We start from the raw sequence: 18,863 nt of genomic DNA, 5'->3' as shown, positions 1-18,863 counted from the left end.
GGCCTTGAGCAGAGGATGACAACGCTGCCATAACACCGCGGCCGGACAACCGGGTCTGGTGGTACGGGTGTTGCCCCCGCTAGGTTCACGACGATCGCCTCACGTCGTGACCCCAGGGGAGAGTGCATGCGCAAGACGCTCAGATGGCTTCTTTCACTCGTCGTGCTCATAGGCACGGTGAGTGTGGCGGGAGCCACGGCAGGGGCGGCCACCGCCGCCGAGCCGGACCTCGCCGGGCCGGACATCAAGGACCGCATCCTGGCGATACCCGGGATGAGTCTCATCGAGGAGAAGCCGTACCCCGGCTACCGGTACTTCGTCCTCGGCTTCACCCAGCAGGTGGACCACCACAACCCCGCCGCGGGCACCTTCCAGCAGCGGATCACCCTGCTGCACAAGGACACCGGCCGCCCGACGGTCATGTACACCAGCGGCTACAACGTGTCGACCAACCCGAGCCGCTCCGAGCCGACCCAGATCGTCGACGGCAACCAGGTCTCGGTCGAGTACCGCTACTTCACCCCGTCCCGGCCCGCCCCGGCGGACTGGAACAAGCTGGACATCTGGCAGGCGGCCAGCGACCAGCACAGCATCTTCGAGGCCCTCAAGCCGGTGTACAGCAAGAACTGGCTGACGACCGGCGGCTCGAAGGGCGGGATGACGGCGACGTACTACAAGCGCTTCTATCCCAAGGACATGGACGGCGTGGTGGCGTACGTCGCCCCCAACGACGTGGTCAACGACGAGGACTCGGCGTACGACCGCTTCTTCCGGAACGTCGGCACCAAGGAGTGCCGCGACAAGCTGGAGGCGGTGCAGCGCGAGGCGCTGGTGCGCCGCAAGCCGCTGGAGCTGAAGTACGCGGAGTACGCGAAGGCCAACGGCTACACCTTCACCACGACCGGCTCCCTCGACAGGTCGTACGAGGCGGTCGTGCTCGACTACGTGTGGGCGTTCTGGCAGTACAGCCTGCTCTCGGACTGCGGCACCATCCCGGCGGACGCGCGGCACGCGACCGACCAGGCGATCTGGGACACGGTCGACACGATCTCCGGCTTCTCGTTCTACACGGACCAGGGCCTGGAGCCGTACACGCCGTACTACTACCAGGCGGGCACCCAGCTCGGCTCGCCCACCATCGAGCAGCCCTGGCTCGGCGGTCTGAGCCGCTACGGCTACCAGCCCCCGCGCCACTTCGTCCCGCGCTCCATCCCGATGCGCTTCCACCCGGCGGCGATGCCGCAGGTCGACACCTGGGTCCGGCACCACGCCGACCACATGCTGTACGTGTACGGCCAGAACGACCCGTGGGGCGCCGAGCGCTTCCGCCTCGGCGCGGGGACGCGTGACTCGTACGTGTTCACGGTCGCGGGCGGCAACCACGGCTCGAAGGTGGCGGGCCTGGCGGCCGAGCAGAAGGCGACGGCGACGTCGGCGATCCTGCGCTGGGCGGGCGTGCCCGCGACGACCGCGGCCCAGGCCAAGCCCCTGGCGCGCTACGACGCGGTCCTGGACCGCCGGTCCATCGAGCGCGAGCCGACGCTGCGGCCGTAGGAGCGGGCCCGGTGCCGTCCGCGGGCCGGCGGGGGCTTGTCGGGCAGAGCCCCGCGCCCCTTGAATGCGCCCTTCGGGGCGCCCATTAGGGGCGCGGGGAACTGCGCGAGCAACCAGGGACGGCCCGCAGACGAACGGGGTCCGAGGGCGTAGCCCCCGGGGAATCACAGCCGCCGCGCGCACCCCACCCCGTCCCCGCCCCCCGGCAGCTCCACATACAGCGCCGTCGACGCCGGACAGTCGGGTCGGCGGGGAAACGCCGAAGTCACCTTGAACTCCGGGGGGTTGGCGCCCGAACCGTCGCAGGGGGTTTCCTTCACCTGGTCCGCCCCCGCGTGGTAGACGCAGTCGCCCACCACCGTGAAGGGGCCGCCGCCCATCCCCGGGTCGCCCGGGTGCGGCGCCTCCAGGTTGCGCATACAGGCGTAGCCCGAGGCGCCGTCGCCCCCGATGTACAGCACGAAGTCCGTGTTCAGCGGGCACCCCGCCGCCCCGGCCGTCCGCGCCCCCTCGCTGCGCACGGAGACCTGTGCCACCGCCCGCTCGCTGGTGCACGGCACCTCGCGGAACGCCTGCCCCCGCGCCGCGCAGTCCCCGGGCCCGAGGAACGTGGCGCCGTAGGACGGTACGGGGGCCGAGGCCGGGGGAGCCGCCGGGGCGGCCGGTGTCCTCTGGCAGCCCGTCAGCAGCAGCGTCCCGGCCCAGAGCGCGGCCGAAACGGCCCGAACCAGTCTTGCGGCAACGTACTCGTACATGTCGGACCCCCCGCACCAGCGTGACCGCTCACCGCGAGAACACGCCAGAGGGCCCAAGGGTTATCTCTGGAACGACAGACCGAATCCGATCGGGTACAGAACCCGGGCCGGATCGTCCCCGCGCGGCACCGCCACCGGCAGCCGCCCGGCAGGCTCCGCCCTGCCCGCCAGGACCCGTACCGCCGCCCGCAGTTCCACGTCCGTCCAGGAGTAGGTGGCGAGCGAGGCCGTGTACCCGCTGAGGTGGGCGATGTCGTACGGGTTGCGGATCGCGAGGTGCGCCACCGGCACACCGGTGGCGCCGAGCGCCGCCACCAGCCGGGCCTGCGCCCCGCCCGGCCCCGCGTTGTACGTGCCCACCACCACCGCGTCCCTGCCCCGCGCCGCCGCCACCGCCGCGTCGATCTGCGCCTGCGTGGGCAGGGTTCCGGTCGACAGCGCGGTGGCGGTGAAGCCCAGCTCGGTCAGGGCCTTGGCCAGGACGGCCGTCGGCGGCCCGGTCGTCCCGGACGGCGACGCCGGGTCCGCGCCGACGACCAGCACGTTCCGGTGGCGTCGCCGTGACAGCGGGAGCAGCCCGCCCGTGTTGACGAGCAGGGTCGTCGTCCGCCCGGCCACCGCGTCGGCGGCGGCGAGGTGCGGCCGGGTGCCCACCACCCGGTCCACGCCGGGTTCCGACACATACGGATGGCTGAACAGGCCGCGCCGGTCCTTGAGTTCAAGGATCCGCAGGATCGATTCATCGAGCCGGGCCGTGCTGATCTCGCCACGGGTGACCGCCGCCATCACGCCGTTCCACGCCACCGCCAGGTCCGGCGGGTTGAGCAGCTGGTCGGCCCCGGCCTTCAGGGCGAGCACCGGCACCCGGTCGTCGCCGTACTTGTCCCGTACGCCCTGCATACCGAGCGAGTCGGTGACGATCACCCCGCGGTAGCCGAGCTCCTCGCGCAGGATCCCGGTGAGGATCGGGTGCGACAGCGTCGCCGGGTCGTTGGAAGCGTCCAGCGCAGGGAACTGGATGTGGGCCGTCATGATCGAGTCGATCCCGGCGGCGACCGCGGCCCGGAACGGCGGCGCGTCCAGCTCCTCCCACTCCTGACGGCTGTGGGTGATCACCGGGATGCCGGTGTGGCTGTCGACCGTGGTGTCGCCGTGCCCGGGGAAGTGCTTGGCGGTCGCCGCGATCCCCGCTTCCTGGTAGCCGTGCACCTCCGCCGCCACCATCCGGGCGACCGCCGCCGGGTCGGCGCCGAAGGAGCGGACGCCGATGACCGGGTTGGCCGGGTTGACGTTCACATCGGCGTCGGGGGAGTAGTTCTGCCGGATCCCCAGCGCACGCAGCTCGGCCCCGGCGACCCGCCCGACCGTACGGGCGTCGCGCGCCGATCTCCCGGCGCCGAGCGCCATCGCGCCCGGGAAGAGGGTGGCGGGGTAGCCGACCCGGCACACGATGCCGTGCTCCTGGTCGGTGGCGATGAGCAGCGGTACGGGTGTGGGCTGGGACAGGCCCGCCCGCTGGATGCCGTTGGAGAGGCCGGCGATCTGGTGCGGGTCGCGGGTGTTGTGCGCCCAGCTGAAGTAGATGATGCCGCCGACGTGGTACTTGGCGATGAGCTCGGCGGCGCTGCGCACGCCCATCTCGCTCATGTTGGCGTCGATGTCGGCCTGGTCGGGCGCGGTCGCGGAGTGTCCGTACACCCGCATCACGAAGAGCTGGCCGACCTTCTCCGCCAGGGACATCCGGGAGACGATCCGGCGCAGGCGGTCGTTCGGGGCGCGCCGCGCCTCGGCGTACGCGGGGAGCACGGGTCCGACGGCGGCCGCGGCGGCGCTCGCGGCGGCGGTGGCGAGGAGGGTGCGTCTGGAGGTGCGGTGCGACACGGGCACTCCATCCCTAGGTCTGGAAGAAACTTCCAAACCGAACGGATAACCGGAAAGTTATTACCGGTCAAGGGGGCGCGCACCGCCGGACCCGGAAAAAAGGGGGCGGCCGCCACCGGCGCAGTCGGAGGGGGGCGCACCGGTGGCGGCTGCGCTGCCGGCCGCAGGCGGTTGGAGAGGGGAGTCGGCCGTACGCAGCCAGCAGCGAGGACCGACACCGCTCTGCGGAGACTCACCGGCAGTACGGCACTTGGACGGGGCCCGTCACCGCGGGGTTCCCGGCCATGGCCCGTTCCGGGAAGAAGGTAGGGAACCGGGCGCGCGGGGTGGAGGGTTCGAGTGGGTCAGGGGTGGACGGGAGGCGAAGTTCCCGGTGGGCGGGGAGGCGCCGGTGCCGCTGTCCCCGTGAGCAGTGCGGCCAGCCGTTCCCGACCGGCCGTGAGCAGGCCCGGCAGCTGCGCCGCGTCCGGGTACCAGCGCTTCTCGTACTCCCAGCACAGCCAGCCGTCGGGGCCGAGCGGCGCCAGGCAGTCCGCCAGCGGCAGCACCCCGGCGCCGAGCGGCAGCGGGGTGGTGTCGTCGGCCGAGGCGATGTCCTTGACCTGGACGTATCCCAGATGCGGGGCGAGCGCCGCGTACGACTCGGCCGGGCTCTCGCCGCCGAGCCAGGTGTGCAGCACGTCCCACAGCGCGCCGGCCTCGGCCGCGCCGACCCGGTCCAGGACGCGGGCGACGGCCGCGCCCGTGCGGTGGGAGTCATGTGTTTCGAGCAGGACGCGCACCCCCCGGTCGGCGGCGAGCGCGGCCACCGACCGCAGCCGCCGCACGGCCACGCCGTCGTCCTCGGGGCCGCCCCGGCCGCCGGGGAAGACGCGTACGTACGAGGCGCCGAGGTCGTACGCGAGGTCCACCAGCGCGTCCAGCCGCTCGGCGTCGTCGGGGTCGGCCACGCGCGCGTACCCGGCGACGGTGAGCACGCGGACGCCGTGCGCCGCGAACTCCGCGGCCACGTCCGCCCGTTGGCGGGCGCCGATGCCGGAGTGCACCGGCTCCTCCGGGTGGGCGCGGAGCTCGACGCCGTGGTAGCCGTGCGCGACGGCGAGGCGGACGACGTCGGCGACGGGGAGGCCGGGCACCCCGAGGGTGGAGAACGCGTACCGCACGCCGCTCACCGGTCCACCAGGCCCAGGGCCCGTTCCGAGTTCCCCGCCTGCGCCCCGACGCCCGGCACGCCCCCTCGGCGCACGGCGTCGCAGGACAGGTGGCTCCACCACATGACCTGCGACGCCGCACGCCGAGCGCAAGCGCCGAACGCCGCTGCGCCCGCGCTGCGCGCGGACGACGGGGCACTCGGAACAGCAGGCCCTGGCCGCCAGTTCTGGCCGACCAGGTCGGCGCCGTAGGAGCGGTGGGGCTTCTCGGCCACGAGGGTGAAGCCGTGGCGCAGACAGAGCGCGCGGGCGGCCGCGAGCACGTCGTTGGTCCACAGCGCCAGCTGGCGGTAGCCCGCTTCGCGGGCGAAGGCGACGATCTCCGCCACCAGCCGGTCCCCGAGGCCGCGGCCTCGGGGACCGGGCTCCACGAGGAGCAGGCGCAGCCGCGCGGTGGCCGGGGCGTCGTCGCGTACGCACCTCACGCACCCGGCGCGGCGCCCGTCCAGCCCCTCGATCCGGACGCGCTCCGGACGCGGGTCGTGCTCCGGGGCGAAGGCCGCGACGATCCCGGCGACCAGACCCTCGAAGGCGGTGTTCCACCCGTACTCGGCGGCGTACAGCGCGCCGTGCCGCTCCACGATCCGGCCCAGGCCCCCCGGGCGGGGGTCCCGCAGGACGGGCCCGGGGCGCGGTGAGGCGGAGGGTGTGTCGGCCACGGGGCCAGTATGCCGGGCGGACGTCACCGTACGGGGGACCCGGAGGTTTCCACCGAGCCGTCCGGCGAAGCCGAGCCGCCCCGCGAAGCCGAGCCGCCCCGCGAAACCGAGCCGCCTCGGACCACCGCCCCGAACCGCTCCACGGTCTCCCGGAGCACCTCCACTCCCTCCCGCCCCCACAGCCCCTCGTTGAACAGCTCGACCTCCACGGGGCCCGGGTAGCCCGCCGCGCCCACCCGCTCGTACCACCCCCACAGGTCGATCACGCCGTCCCCGAGCTGGCCGCGCCCGGTCAGGACGCCGGCGGGCAACGGCGTGATCCAGTCCGCCAGTTGGAAGGAGTGGATGCGTCCGCCCGCCCCGGCGCGGGCCACGGCGGCCGGGGCCAGGTCGTCCCACCAGACGTGGTAGGTGTCGACGACGACCCCCACCTCCTCGGCCGGGAACCGCTCGGCGAGCTCCAGGGCCTGGCCGAGGGTGGACACGACACAGCGGTCCGAGGCGTACATCGGGTGCAGCGGCTCGATCGCCAGGCGTACGCCCTGGGCGCGCGCGTACGGCCCGAGTTCGGCCAGGGCGTCGGCGACCCGCTCCCGCGCCCCGGCCAGGTCCCGGCTGCCCTCGGGCAGTCCGCCCGAGACGAGCACCAGCGTGTCCGTGCCCAGGGCCGCCGCCTCGTCGATCGCCGCCCGGTTGTCGTCGAGCGCACGTACGCGCGCGTGGGGCTCGCTCGCCGTGAAGAAGCCGCCCCGGCACAGCGTGGTGACGCCCAGCCCGGCGTCCCGGACGAGCCGCGCGGCCGCCTCGACGCCGTAGGCCCGGACGGGCTCGCGCCACAGCCCGACGCCCGGCACGCCCGACTCCACGCAGGCGCCGACGAGTTCGGGCAGCGAGAGCTGCTTCACGGTCATCTGGTTGATGCTGAGACGGGAGAGGTCCATGGGATCGAGGGGGCTCATGAGGTGACTCCGTAGACCGTGAGCAGGGTGCGCATACGGGACTCGGCCGCCTCCGGGTCCGGGAACAGGCCCAGACCGTCGGCCAGTTCGTACGCCCGCGCCAGATGCGGCAGCGAGCGGGCCGACTGGAGGCCGCCGACCATCGTGAAGTGGTCCTGGTGGCCCGCCAGCCAGGCGAGCAGGACCACGCCCGTCTTGTAGAAGCGGGTCGGCGCCCCGAAGAGGTGGCGGGCGAGCTCGACGGTCGGGTCCAGACGCTTGCGGAAGCCAGCGGGATCGCCCGCGTCCAGCGCCCGCACCGCGTCCGCGGCCATCGGGCCCAGCGGGTCGAAGATCCCCAACAGGGCGTGGCTGAAGCCCTGTTCGTCGCCCTCGATCAGCTCGGGGTAGTGGAAGTCGTTGCCCGTGTAGCACTTCACGCCGTCCGGCAGGCGCCGTCTGAGCTCCACCTCCCGGCGGGCGTCGAGCAGCGACACCTTGACGCCGTCGACCTTCTCCGCGTGGGCGGCGACGATCCCCAGGAACGCCTCCGTGGCCGTGTCCAGGTCCGGTGAGCCCCAGTACCCGGCGAGCGCAGGGTCGAACATCGGGCCGAGCCAGTGCAGGATCACCGGCCGGGCGGTCTGCTCCAGCAGCCGCCCGTACACCGCCGGATAGTCCTCCGGGCCGCGCGCCACCGCCGCCAGCGCCCGCGACGCCATCAGGATCGCCTGGGCGCCGACGCCTTCGATCAGGGCGAGCTGCTCCTCGTACGCGGCCGTCACCTCGGCGAGTGAGGCGTTCGGGGAGTCCGGGGCGGCCGGGGTCAGCTGGTCGGTGCCCGCCCCGCACGCGATCCGCCCGCCGACCGCCCGCGCCTCGGCGGCCGAGCGCCGGATCAGCTCGGCGGCCCCGGCCCAGTCCAGGCCCATCCCGCGCTGCGCGGTGTCCATCGCCTCCGCGACGCCGAGTCCGTGCGCCCACAGATGGCGGCGGAAGGCGAGCGTGGTCTCCCAGTCGACGGCCGCCGGTCCTCCGGGCGCGGTGTCGGCGTACGGGTCGGCGACGACGTGCGCCGCCGAGAAGACCGTACGGGAGACGGGCGGGCCGCCCGGGGCGACGACGGCCGGGTCGGGGCGCGGCTCGTACCGTACGAGCGCCCCGCCCGCGCGCGGCAGCAGCAGGCTCACAGCGCGATCTCCGGCACCTCGATACGACGGCCCTCGGCCGAGGACCGCAGCCCCAGCTCGGCCAGCTGCACTCCGCGCGCGCCCGCCAACAGGTCCCAGCGGTAGGGGGTGTTGAGGGCCACATGGCGCAGGAAGAGCTCCCACTGGGCCTTGAAGCCGTTGTCGAACCCGGTGCCGGGCCCGGTGTTGTCCGGCACCTCCTGCCACTGCCCGCGGAACGACTCGGTCGCGGGCAGGTCCGGGTTCCACACCGGCTTGGGGGTCGCGGCGCGGTGCTGGGCGCGGCAGGTGCGCAGGCCCGCCACCGCCGAGCCCTCGGTGCCGTCCACCTGGAACTCGACCAGCTCGTCCCGGTGCACGCGGACCGCCCAGGACGAGTTGATCTGGGCGACCGCGCCGCCCTCCAGCTGGAAGATCCCGTACGCGGCGTCGTCGGCGGTCGCGTCGTACGGCTTGCCCCCCTCGTCCCAGCGCTGCGGAACGTGCGTGGTCGCCAGCGCCTGTACGGAGGTCACGCGGCCGAAGAGCTCGTGCAGCACGTACTCCCAGTGCGGGAACATGTCGACGACGATGCCGCCGCCGTCCTGGGCGCGGTAGTTCCACGACGGGCGCTGGGCGCTCTGCCAGTCGCCCTCGAAGACCCAGTAGCCGAACTCGCCCCGCACCGACAGGATCCGGCCGAAGAAGCCGCCGTCGACCAGCCGCTTCAGCTTAAGCAGGCCCGGCAGAAAGAGCTTGTCCTGGACGACGCCGTGCTTGATCCCGGCGTCCCGGGCGAGCCGGGCGAGCTCCAGGGCGCCGGACAGGCCGGTCGAGGTGGGCTTCTCGGTGTAGACGTGCTTGCCCGCGGCGATCGCCCTGGTGAGGGACTCCTGGCGGGCGGAGGTGACCTGGGCGTCGAAGTAGATCTCCACGGTGTCGTCGGCGAGCACGGCGTCCAGGTCGGTGGACCAGTGGGCGAGCCCGTGCCGCTCGGCGATGGCCCGCAGCGCGGGCTCGCGGCGGCCCACCAGGACGGGCTCGGGCCACAGGGCCGTGCCGTCGCCGAGGTCCAGGCCGCCGTGGTCGCGCAGGGCGAGCAGGGAGCGTACGAGGTGCTGGCGGTAGCCCATGCGGCCGGTGACGCCGTTCATGGCGATCCGCACGGTCCGGCGTACAGGTGTGGGTGTCATCTGAAGCCCCTTCAATCCCCTCAGCCCCTTCCGTACCGGCTGGCGGGGCGCGGTGATCCAGCGGTGATCTACTGGTAACAGCTGTAGCAAGCGCTTTCTATCGAGGGGGACGCTAGCCTGCGCACAGCGCCGCCGACAAGAGGCGCGCGGCGGACCACCCCAAGTGCCCAAGAGACTGGCCCGGAGGCAGAGATGACAGCGACCCTCGCGGATGTGGCGGCGCGCGCCCGGGTGTCCCCGGCGACCGTCTCGCGGGTGCTCAACGGCAACTATCCGGTCGCCGCGGCCACCCGCGAGCGCGTCCTGCGGGCCGTCGACGAACTGGACTACGTCCTGAACGGGCCCGCGAGTTCGCTCGCCGCCGCCACCTCCGACCTGGTCGGCATACTCGTCAACGACATCGCCGACCCCTTCTTCGGCATCATGGCGGGCGCGGCCCAGTCGGAGATCGGCGGCGGCCCCGGGGCCCGCGAGAAGCTGGCCGTGGTCTGCAACACGGGGGGCTCGCCGGAGCGCGAACTCACCTACCTCACCCTGCTCCAGCGCCAGCGCGCGGCGGCGGTCATCCTCACCGGCGGCGCCCTGGAGGACCCCGGCCACGCGGCGGCGGTCGCGGCGAAGCTGGGGCGGCTGGCGGAGGCGGGGGCACGGATCGTGCTGTGCGGGCGGCCGCCGCTGGCGCTTTCCGGGCCCGCCACCGGGGCGGGGGCGCGGGTCGGCGCCCGGTCCGCCGGGCCCGTCGCGGCGACGCTCACCTTCGACAACCGGGGTGGCAGCCGCCGGCTGACGGAGCATCTGCTCGCGCTCGGCCACCGCCGCATCGGCTATGTCGCGGGCCCCGAGGAGCGCACCACGACCCGGCACCGCGTCGAGGGCCACCTGGCCGCGCTCGCGGACGCGCGCGTGGCGCCCGGCCCGCTCGTCCACGGCTCGTACGACCGCCGCTCCGGCTATGACGCGACCATCGAACTCCTGCGCCTCGACCCGTCGTTGACGGCCGTCGTGGCCGCCAACGACACGGTCGCGCTCGGCGCCTGCGCGGCCCTGCGCGACCGCGGTCTGTCCATCCCGGACGACGTCTCGGTGGCGGGCTTCGACGACCTCCCGTTCAGCACGGACGCCGTCCCCGCCCTGACGACGGTACGGCTGCCGCTGTACGAGGCGGGGGCGAGGGCGGGCCGGTTCGCGATGGGCAAGGAGCCGGTGCCGCCGGGCGGGATCGCCACGGTGCACGGCGAGTTGATGGTCCGGGGCTCGACGGGGCGTACGCGCGCGTAGAGGACGTACGGGGGTCTCGGCGGGGTGCAACTCGGTGCCGGATTCCCGCCAGCGAGCGGGGGCGCGGCAGAACAGGATCGGGTGCACGGCCTCCGGTTCGCCCGTCCGGGGCGAGGGCCGCACCCGAGGAGACAACCCCATGGACCTGCAACTTTCCGGCCGCTCCGCACTCGTCACCGGTGCCTCGAAGGGCATCGGCCTGGCGGTGGTGCGCACGCTGCTCGACGAGGGCGCGCGGGTGGTCGCGGTGTCCCGCCGCACCAGCCCGGAGCTGGAGAAGCTGGCCCGCCCCGAGCTCGTCCACGTGGCGGCCGACCTCATGGACCCCGAGGCCCCCGCGCGCGTGGTGGCCCGTACGGTCGAGGAGTTCGGCGCTCTGGACATCCTGGTCAACAACGCGGGCGGCCCGCCGCCGGGCGTGTCTCTGCCGCGCACGTCGTTCCTGGACGCGCCGGACGCGGACTGGGCCGCCATCTTCGAGTTCAACCTGTTCTCGGCGGTACGGGCGGTGCGCGCGGCCCTGCCGCACCTGCTCGCGGGCGGCGGCGCCGTCGTCAACGTCTCGACGGCCCTGGCGCGTCAGCCCGCGGTCGGCAACGCCGAGTACGGCGCGGCGAAGGCGGCCCTGACCAACTTCACGAAGGTCCTGTCGGAGGAGTACGCCCCTCAGGGCGTCCGCTTCAACACGGTGTCGCCGGGTGCGGTGCGGACGGCGTGGTGGACCGAGGAGGGCGGCGCGGCGGACGTCATCGCGGCGATGGCGGGCTCGGACCGCGACACGGTGATGGACACCCTGGCCCCCCAGATGATGAACGTCTCCACGGGCCGCCTGGTCACCCCCGAGGAGATAGCGGACGCGGTGGCCCTGCTGGTGTCCCCGAGGTCGGGCAGCACGACGGGGGCGGACTTCGTGGTGGACGGGGGGTATCTGAAGGGGGTGTGACCCCGTAGGGGTCTGGGGCCCGGGGTGCGGTCCCGGTGGGCTGTTCGGGCCCCTTGCCCGCCGCGCCCCGCTTGCTCAGTACCGCCGGCACCACCGGGACCAGCAGCTCAAGTCCCCGCGTCACCGTCGCGACCGGGAGGCCCGTCTTCTTCGCGACCCGCCGTGGCCACCGGCTTCGTCGCCTTCGCCAGGACCCCGGCCATCAGGCCGCCGCCGACCGCCCCGAGGCCGCCGAGCGTGGCCACGCCCCGCAGGGGCGCGTCCTGTGGCCGTGCGTCCTGCGGGGGCGCCGCCGCCTCCGACGCCACCGCGTCCGGGGGCAGCCCGTCGGCCAGCTCGGAGGCCGCCGACTCCACGACGCGCTGGGCGCCGGCCGGATCCGTACCGAGCCGCTGGGCGAGCTGCTACAGGCCGTCGTCCCCCAGCTCGTTCAGTACATCCTGTTCAAAGCCGGAATCGTCACTCATGGGCGAAACGCTAAGATCGATCCCCTTTGTCGGCACGTCGAGATTCCGGAAAAATTACTGCCCGCAGTTGTACAACCCTTGTGGCGTGACGGGCGTCTTACTTTGCGTCGGCGTTCCAGGGGAGGGATCCGGGGGGATCCGAGGGAATGCCGATTGGGGAGGGACAGGGGAGGGAATCGAGGGGCCCGGTCATACGGACCGGGCCCCCTTGAATTCCGGCGCCCCTCCAACAGCCGTCCCCCACGGGAAAGTTATCCACAGGCGCCCCGCGGTGTCCGAGCCCACCGGTAGCGTCGGATCATGTCCAATCTCGCGGTGGTCGAAGGGGTCCTGGAGCGGATCACGTACGCCAACGAGGAGAACGGCTACACGGTCGCCCGGGTCGACACCGGGCGCGGCGGTAGCGATCTCCTCACGGTGGTCGGCTCGCTGCTCGGCGCGCAGCCGGGCGAATCGCTGCGGATGGAGGGCCGCTGGGGCTCGCATCCGCAGTACGGCAAGCAGTTCACGGTGGAGAACTACACGACCGTGCTGCCCGCCACCATCCAGGGCATCCGGCGCTACCTCGGCTCGGGCCTGATCAAGGGCATCGGCCCCCGCATCGCCGACCGCATCGTGGAGCACTTCGGCACGGACACGCTCGACGTCATCGAGCAGCAGCCCAAGCGCCTCGTGGAGGTGCCCGGCCTCGGCCCCAAGCGCACCAAGCTCATCGGAGCCGCCTGGGAGGAGCAGAAGGCCATCAAGGAAGTGATGGTCTTCCTCCAGGGGGTCGGCGTCTCCACCTCCATCGCCGTGCGCATCTACAAGAAGTACGAGGACGCCTCGATCTCCGTGGTGAAGAACCAGCCCTACCGCCTGGCCGCCGACGTCTGGGGCATCGGCTTCCTCACCGCCGACCGCATCGCCCAGGCCGTCGGAATCCCGCACGACAGCCCGGAGCGCGTCAAAGCGGGCTTGCAGTACGCGCTGTCCCAGTCCACCGACCAGGGCCACTGCTTCCTGCCCGAGGAGCAGCTCATCGCGGACTCGGTGAAGCTCCTCCAGGTCGACACGGGCCTGGTGATCGACTGCCTGGCCGAGCTGGTCGCCGAGGAGGGTGTCGTCCGCGAGCCGGTCCCGGGCCCGGTGGGCGGGGCCGAGCGGGTCAACGCCGTCTATCTGGTCCCCTTCCACCGCGCCGAGCTCTCCCTCGCCGCCCAGGTCGTCCGGCTGCTGCGCACCGGCGAGGACCGGATGCCGGGCTTCCAGGACGTGGACTGGGACCGGGCCCTGTCCTGGCTCGCCGCGCGCACCGGCGCCGAGCTCGCCCCCGAGCAGCAGGAAGCCGTGCGGCTCGCCCTGACCAGCAAGGTCGCGGTGCTCACCGGCGGCCCCGGCTGCGGCAAGTCCTTCACCGTGCGCTCCGTCGTCGAGCTCGCCCGGGCCAAGCAGGCCAAGGTGGTGCTCGCCGCGCCCACCGGCCGCGCCGCCAAGCGGCTCGCCGAGCTCACCGGCGCCGACGCGTCGACGGTGCACCGCCTGCTGGAGCTGAGACCGGGCGGCGACGCGGCGTACGACAAGGACCGCCCGCTCGACGCCGATCTGGTCGTGGTCGACGAGGCCTCGATGCTCGATCTGCTGCTCGCCAACAAGCTGGTGAAGGCGGTCGCCCCGGGCGCGCACCTGCTGATGGTCGGCGACGTGGACCAACTGCCCTCGGTCGGCGCCGGCGAGGTGCTGCGCGATCTGCTCGCCGAGGGCGGACCGGTGCCGAGGGTGCGCCTCACCAGGATCTTCCGCCAGGCCCAGCAGTCCGGCGTGGTCACCAACGCCCATCGCATCAACTCCGGCGTCCCGCCGCTCACCCAGGGCCTCAGCGACTTCTTCCACTTCGTGGAGGAGGAGACCGAGGACGCCGGGCGGCTCACCGTGGACGTGGCGGCGCGGCGCATCCCCGCCAAGTTCGGCCTCGACCCCCGGCGCGACGTCCAGGTGCTCGCCCCGATGCACCGCGGCCCGGCGGGCGCGGGCAACCTCAACGGCCTCCTCCAGCAGGCCATCACGCCGGCCCGCCCCGATCTGCCGGAGAAGCGGTTCGGCGGCAGGGTGTTCCGGGTGGGCGACAAGGTCACGCAGATCCGGAACAATTACGAGAAGGGAAAGAACGGTGTCTTCAACGGCACCGTCGGTGTGGTGACCGCGCTCGACCTGGACGAACAGCGGCTGACGGTGCTGACGGACGAGGACGAGGAGGTGCCGTACGACTTCGACGAACTGGACGAGCTGGCCCATGCGTACGCGGTGACGATCCACCGCTCGCAGGGCAGTGAATACCCGGCGGTGGTGATCCCGGTCACCACCGGCGCCTGGATGATGCTTCAGCGGAACCTGCTCTACACGGCGGTGACCCGGGCCAGAAAACTCGTCGTACTGGTGGGGTCCCGCAAGGCGATCGGCCAGGCAGTGCGTACGGTTTCCGCAGGCAGACGCTTTACCGCACTCGCTCACCGGCTGTCAGGAGGCGGTTTGGTGTGAAACATCACCTGGGGCTTCCAGAACCGGGGCGAAGGGGGCAGGATGAGCAGGTTGACGGCACTGAGTGCCGCTAATGAGCCCAACGGGCGACCCCGAGTGCACTCTGCTGAGCCAAGTGGGGGATGGTAGAGACAGTCAGGGCACCTCGAAGAAGAGGCACTACGTCGGTGAGGGATGACGTGAGCGAGAACGCTAACAACGCTGTAGTACTGCGGTTCGGCGATGGCGAGTACACCTACCCGGTGATCGACAGCACCGTCGGCGACAAGGGCTTCGACATCGGGAAGCTCCGGGCCCAGACCGGTCTCGTGACCCTGGACAGCGGATACGGCAATACGGCCGCCTATAAATCCGCGGTCACCTACCTCGACGGCGAACAGGGCATCCTGCGCTACCGCGGCTACCCGATCGAGCAGCTGGCGGAGCGCTCGACCTTCCTGGAGGTCGCGTACCTGCTCATCAACGGCGAGCTGCCGACGGTCGACCAGCAGTCGACGTTCAAGAGCGAGATCACCCAGCACACGCTGCTGCACGAGGACGTCAAGCGCTTCTTCGACGGCTTCCCGCGGGACGCCCACCCGATGGCGATGCTCTCCTCGGTCGTCTCCGCGCTGTCCACGTTCTACCAGGACAGCCACAACCCGTTCGACGAGAAGCAGCGTCACCTCTCGACGATCCGCCTGCTCGCCAAGCTTCCGACGATCGCGGCGTACGCGTACAAGAAGTCGATCGGCCACCCGTTCGTCTACCCGCGCAACGACCTCGGCTACGTCGAGAACTTCCTGCGGATGACGTTCTCGGTCCCGGCGCAGGAGTACGAGCTGGACCCGGTCGTCGTCTCGGCGCTCGACAAGCTGCTGATCCTGCACGCGGACCACGAGCAGAACTGCTCGACCTCCACGGTCCGCCTGGTCGGCTCGTCGCAGGCCAATATGTTCGCCTCGATCTCGGCGGGCATCTCGGCGCTGTGGGGCCCCCTGCACGGTGGCGCCAACCAGTCGGTCCTGGAGATGCTGGAAGGCATCCAGGCCAACGGCGGCGACGTCGACTCCTTCATCCGCAAGGTGAAGAACAAGGAGGACGGCGTCCGTCTGATGGGCTTCGGCCACCGGGTCTACAAGAGCTTCGACCCGCGCGCGAAGATCATCAAGGCTGCCGCGCACGACGTCCTGTCGGCCCTCGGCAAGTCCGACGAGCTGCTCGACATCGCGCTGAAGCTGGAGGAGCACGCGCTCTCCGACGACTACTTCGTCTCGCGCAACCTGTACCCGAACGTGGACTTCTACACGGGTCTGATCTACCGCGCGATGGGCTTCCCGACCGAGATGTTCACGGTCCTGTTCGCCCTGGGCCGCCTCCCGGGCTGGATCGCCCAGTGGCACGAGATGATCAAGGAGCCGGGTTCCCGCATCGGCCGCCCGCGCCAGATCTACACGGGCGAGGTCCTGCGCGACTTCGTTCCCGTCGAGGCCCGCTGACCCACCCGGTCGTCAGCAACCCTCGGGCTGCTTGCAACCCCCTGGGTTCGGGATGACCTCAACCCCCGGCGAGTGAGCCGAAGGGGCGCGCCTGTGTCGAGAGACCGAACGCGCGGAGGCCCGACGAAGGAGGGCTGAGCACGATCGGGCTCTCGACACAGGCTTTTGCGCCCCGGAGGCGAACGAGCCTCAAAAAAACACAGAAGCGCCCCGCCCACCGATCCCCCCACGGGTCGGCGGCCGGGGCGCTTCCCATTACCCGGTGCGGATTCCCCCCACGGGATCCGGCCGGGAGTCCGGCGGTCTGCCGGGGTACGTACGTAACGGGTGGGCCGCTCAAAGCTCCCGTTGTACGTGCCCCGGCCAACGCGCTGCCTGGAACGTCCCCCAAGACATTCCATGGACGTCCCCCAAGACGTCCTCGGCATCGACCACTTAGACTCCCGAACCGGTCCGATGGTTACCTCATAATCTCTGTGATCTAGCTCTCTTTGTGGAGATCAGGTGAAGGAGCGCAACCGTAGGCTGTTGGTTACCACGAAGACCGAGGAGAACGCCATAGCCGCGCCCGCGATCATAGGGTTCAGCAGGCCCGCCGCGGCGAGCGGAACCGCGGCCACGTTGTAGCCGAAGGCCCAGAACAGGTTGCCCTTGATGGTCGACAGGGTCCGCCGGGAGAGCCGGATCGCGTCGGCCGCGACCCGCAAGTCCCCCCGTACGAGGGTCAGGTCGGACGCCTCTATCGCCGCGTCCGTTCCGGTGCCCATCGCCAGACCCAGATCGGCGGCGGCCAGCGCGGCCGCGTCGTTGACGCCGTCGCCCACCATCGCCACCGAACGGCCCTCGGCCTGGAGCCGCTTGACCACGTCGACCTTCTCCTCGGGCAGCACCTCGGCGTGGACGTCCTCGGCGGCGATCCCGACCCGGGCCGCCACCGACTCGGCCACGGCCCGGTTGTCCCCGGTCAGCAGTACCGGCCGCAGCCCGAGGCCGCGCAGCAGGGACACCGCCTCGGCGCTCGTCTCCTTCACCGCGTCGGCGACGGTCAGGACGCCCCGGGCGGCCCCGTCCCAGGCCACCACGACCGCCGTACGACCGTCTGCCTCGGCCGCCTTCTTGGCGGCCGCGAGCGCGGGGGGCAGTTCGACGCCCCGGCCCACGAAGACCGCGTGCCCCTCCACCACGCCCTCCACCCCGCGTCCGGGCAGGGCGAGGAAGGACTCGGGCACGGGCAGCTCCCCGGCCCGCTCGGCGGCACCCTGGGCGATGGCGCGGGCGATGGGGTGCTCGGAGGAGTGCTCCAGGGCGCCCGCGTACCGGAGCACCTCCTTGTCGTCGGTGCCGTCCGCCGCGTACACGTCGTACAGGGTCATCTGCCCCGTGGTGACCGTGCCCGTCTTGTCGAGGACGACGGTGTCGACGCGGCGGGTGGTCTCCAGGACCTCGGGGCCCTTGATGAGGATGCCGAGCTGGGCGCCGCGGCCGGTGCCGACCATGAGCGCGGTCGGGGTCGCGAGCCCCAGGGCGCACGGGCAGGCGATGATCAGGACCGCGACGGCGGCCGTGAAGGAGGCCATGATGTCGTCGGTGGCGAGCAGCCAGACGACGAGCGTGCCGAGCGCGATGAGCAGCACGACGGGAACGAAGACGCCGGAGATGCGGTCGGCGAGGCGCTGGACCTCGGCCTTGCCGTTCTGCGCGTCCTCCACCAGGCGGGCCATCCGGGCCAGCTGGGTGTCGGCGCCGACCCGGGTCGCCTCGACGACCAGACGGCCGCCCGCGTTGACGGTGGCGCCGGTGACGCCGTCGCCCGCGCTCACGTCGACGGGGACGGACTCGCCGGTCAGCATGGACGTGTCCACGGCGGACGCGCCCTCCACGACCGTCCCGTCGGTCGCGACCGTCTCGCCGGGCCGCACCACGAACCGGTCCCCGACGCGCAACTCGCCGATGGGTACGCGCACTTCACTGCCGCCACGGAGGACGGCGACGTCCTTGGCGCCGAGTTCGAGCAGCGCCCGCAGGGCCGCCCCCGCCTTCCGCTTGGAGCGGGCCTCCAGATAGCGGCCGAGCAGGATGAAGGTGACGACGCCGGCGGCGACTTCCAGGTAGATGGTGGAGGCGCCGTCCGCGCGGCTGACGGTGGCGTCGAACCCGTGGCGCATCGCGGGCATCCCCGCGTCACCGAAGAACAGCGCCCACAGCGACCAGAGGAACGCGGCGAGGGTGCCCACCGAGACGAGGGTGTCCATGGTGGCCGCGCCGTGGCGCAGATTGGTCCAGGCGGCCCTGTGGAAGGGCAGTCCGCCCCAGACGACGACCGGCGCGGCGAGCGTCAGGCTCAGCCACTGCCAGTTGTCGAACTGGAGTGAGGGGACCATGGCGAGCAGCACGACGGGCGCGGCGAGCAGGGCCGAGACCTGGAGCCGCTGCCGCAGGGCGGCCAGCGCCTGCGCCGCCCGGCTCTCGGCGGCGCCCGCCGCGTCGGTGCGGGGTGCGATCGGCTCCCGCCGGTCGGCCTCCGGCGCGGTGGTGGCCCCTATGGTCTCCCGCAGGGGCTCGGCCGCCAGGGGCGCGGGAGGCGGTGGGGGCTCCGGAGGCGCCAGTGACTCGGCGGTGTACCCCATCTTGACGACCGTCGCGACCAGCCCCGCCACCTCGACGCCGTCGCCGAAGGCGACCTTCGCCTTCTCGGTCGCGTAGTTGACCGTCGCCTCGACCCCGTCCAGCCGGTTCAGCTTCTTCTCGATGCGGGCCGCGCACGAGGCGCAGGTCATGCCGCCGATGGTCAGTTCGACCAGGTTGCTTTCCACGTGAGCT

The 18,863-nt window shown here is 72.3% G+C and carries 13 protein-coding genes and 1 pseudogene; 5 read left to right on the top strand and 9 right to left on the bottom strand.

All coding sequences use genetic code 11. The features are described from left to right. Nucleotides 1–126: 126 nt before the first annotated feature. A complete protein-coding gene (locus ACFWA7_RS09165) occupies nucleotides 127–1,554 on the top strand; it encodes a S28 family serine protease (protein WP_385821923.1) in 1,428 nt (475 codons plus the stop codon). 164 nt (nucleotides 1,555–1,718) lie between these two features. Here ACFWA7_RS09165 and ACFWA7_RS09160 read toward each other — a convergent pair whose 3' ends face one another. The 7 genes and pseudogenes from ACFWA7_RS09160 to ACFWA7_RS09130 form a co-directional block, all read right to left on the bottom strand. Continuing rightward, on the bottom strand, nucleotides 1,719–2,309 hold the full coding sequence (locus ACFWA7_RS09160) for a hypothetical protein (protein WP_385821921.1): 591 nt from the start codon (nucleotides 2,307–2,309) through the stop codon (nucleotides 1,719–1,721). 60 nt (nucleotides 2,310–2,369) lie between these two features. Continuing rightward, nucleotides 2,370–4,190 (bottom strand): glycoside hydrolase family 3 protein, encoded by a 1,821-nt coding sequence (locus ACFWA7_RS09155; protein ID WP_385821919.1) that lies wholly within the window; start codon nucleotides 4,188–4,190, stop codon nucleotides 2,370–2,372. Nucleotides 4,191–4,534: 344 nt separating this feature from the next. After that, complete coding sequence (locus ACFWA7_RS09150) at nucleotides 4,535–5,353, bottom strand: sugar phosphate isomerase/epimerase family protein (RefSeq protein ID WP_385821975.1); 819 nt, start codon at nucleotides 5,351–5,353, stop codon at nucleotides 4,535–4,537. Between the two features lie 206 nt (nucleotides 5,354–5,559). Continuing rightward, a pseudogene (locus tag ACFWA7_RS09145) lies at nucleotides 5,560–6,033 on the bottom strand (GNAT family N-acetyltransferase); the annotation flags it as partial. Nucleotides 6,034–6,083: 50 nt separating this feature from the next. Further along, complete coding sequence (locus ACFWA7_RS09140; RefSeq protein WP_385821917.1) at nucleotides 6,084–7,019, bottom strand: sugar phosphate isomerase/epimerase family protein; 936 nt, start codon at nucleotides 7,017–7,019, stop codon at nucleotides 6,084–6,086. Beyond that, entirely contained in the window at nucleotides 7,016–8,188 is a 1,173-nt protein-coding gene (locus ACFWA7_RS09135; protein WP_385821915.1) for a dihydrodipicolinate synthase family protein, read from the bottom strand. The genes ACFWA7_RS09140 and ACFWA7_RS09135 overlap by 4 nt, the downstream gene beginning before the upstream one ends. Then, complete coding sequence (locus ACFWA7_RS09130) at nucleotides 8,185–9,360, bottom strand: Gfo/Idh/MocA family protein (protein ID WP_385821913.1); 1,176 nt, start codon at nucleotides 9,358–9,360, stop codon at nucleotides 8,185–8,187. Before ACFWA7_RS09130 ends, ACFWA7_RS09135 begins: the two co-directional genes overlap by 4 nt. A gap of 192 nt (nucleotides 9,361–9,552) precedes the next feature. Here ACFWA7_RS09130 and ACFWA7_RS09125 point away from each other — a divergent pair, with 192 nt between their 5' ends. Then, nucleotides 9,553–10,638 (top strand): LacI family DNA-binding transcriptional regulator, encoded by a 1,086-nt coding sequence (locus ACFWA7_RS09125; protein WP_385540679.1) that lies wholly within the window; start codon nucleotides 9,553–9,555, stop codon nucleotides 10,636–10,638. A 139-nt stretch (nucleotides 10,639–10,777) separates the two neighbouring features. After that, the gene (locus ACFWA7_RS09120) at nucleotides 10,778–11,581 is read left to right on the top strand and encodes an SDR family NAD(P)-dependent oxidoreductase (RefSeq protein ID WP_385821911.1); all 804 of its coding nucleotides are present in this window, start codon (nucleotides 10,778–10,780) and stop codon (nucleotides 11,579–11,581) included. 107 nt (nucleotides 11,582–11,688) lie between these two features. Here ACFWA7_RS09120 and ACFWA7_RS09115 read toward each other — a convergent pair whose 3' ends face one another. Further along, nucleotides 11,689–11,937 carry a hypothetical protein gene (locus ACFWA7_RS09115; RefSeq protein WP_385821909.1) on the bottom strand — a complete coding sequence of 83 codons (249 nt, stop codon included), beginning with the start codon at nucleotides 11,935–11,937 and terminating at the stop codon, nucleotides 11,689–11,691. A 411-nt stretch (nucleotides 11,938–12,348) separates the two neighbouring features. Between ACFWA7_RS09115 and ACFWA7_RS09110 the strand changes: the two genes are divergently transcribed. After that, nucleotides 12,349–14,565, top strand: a complete 2,217-nt coding sequence (locus tag ACFWA7_RS09110) for an ATP-dependent RecD-like DNA helicase (protein WP_385540683.1) — start codon at nucleotides 12,349–12,351, stop codon at nucleotides 14,563–14,565. Between the two features lie 179 nt (nucleotides 14,566–14,744). Continuing rightward, nucleotides 14,745–16,043 (top strand): citrate synthase, encoded by a 1,299-nt coding sequence (locus ACFWA7_RS09105; RefSeq protein ID WP_371652797.1) that lies wholly within the window; start codon nucleotides 14,745–14,747, stop codon nucleotides 16,041–16,043. Nucleotides 16,044–16,543: 500 nt separating this feature from the next. Here ACFWA7_RS09105 and ACFWA7_RS09100 read toward each other — a convergent pair whose 3' ends face one another. Next, a complete protein-coding gene (locus ACFWA7_RS09100; protein ID WP_385821973.1) occupies nucleotides 16,544–18,820 on the bottom strand; it encodes a heavy metal translocating P-type ATPase in 2,277 nt (758 codons plus the stop codon). Nucleotides 18,821–18,863: the final 43 nt, after the last annotated feature.

Origin of the sequence: Streptomyces sp. NPDC059994 (genome assembly GCF_042737755.1) — a bacterium.
In the GTDB taxonomy this organism is placed as follows: Bacteria; Actinomycetota; Actinomycetes; order Streptomycetales; family Streptomycetaceae; genus Streptomyces.
The sequence above is the reverse complement of the archived record's forward strand: the minus strand, read 5'-3'. Positions and strand labels throughout refer to the sequence as shown.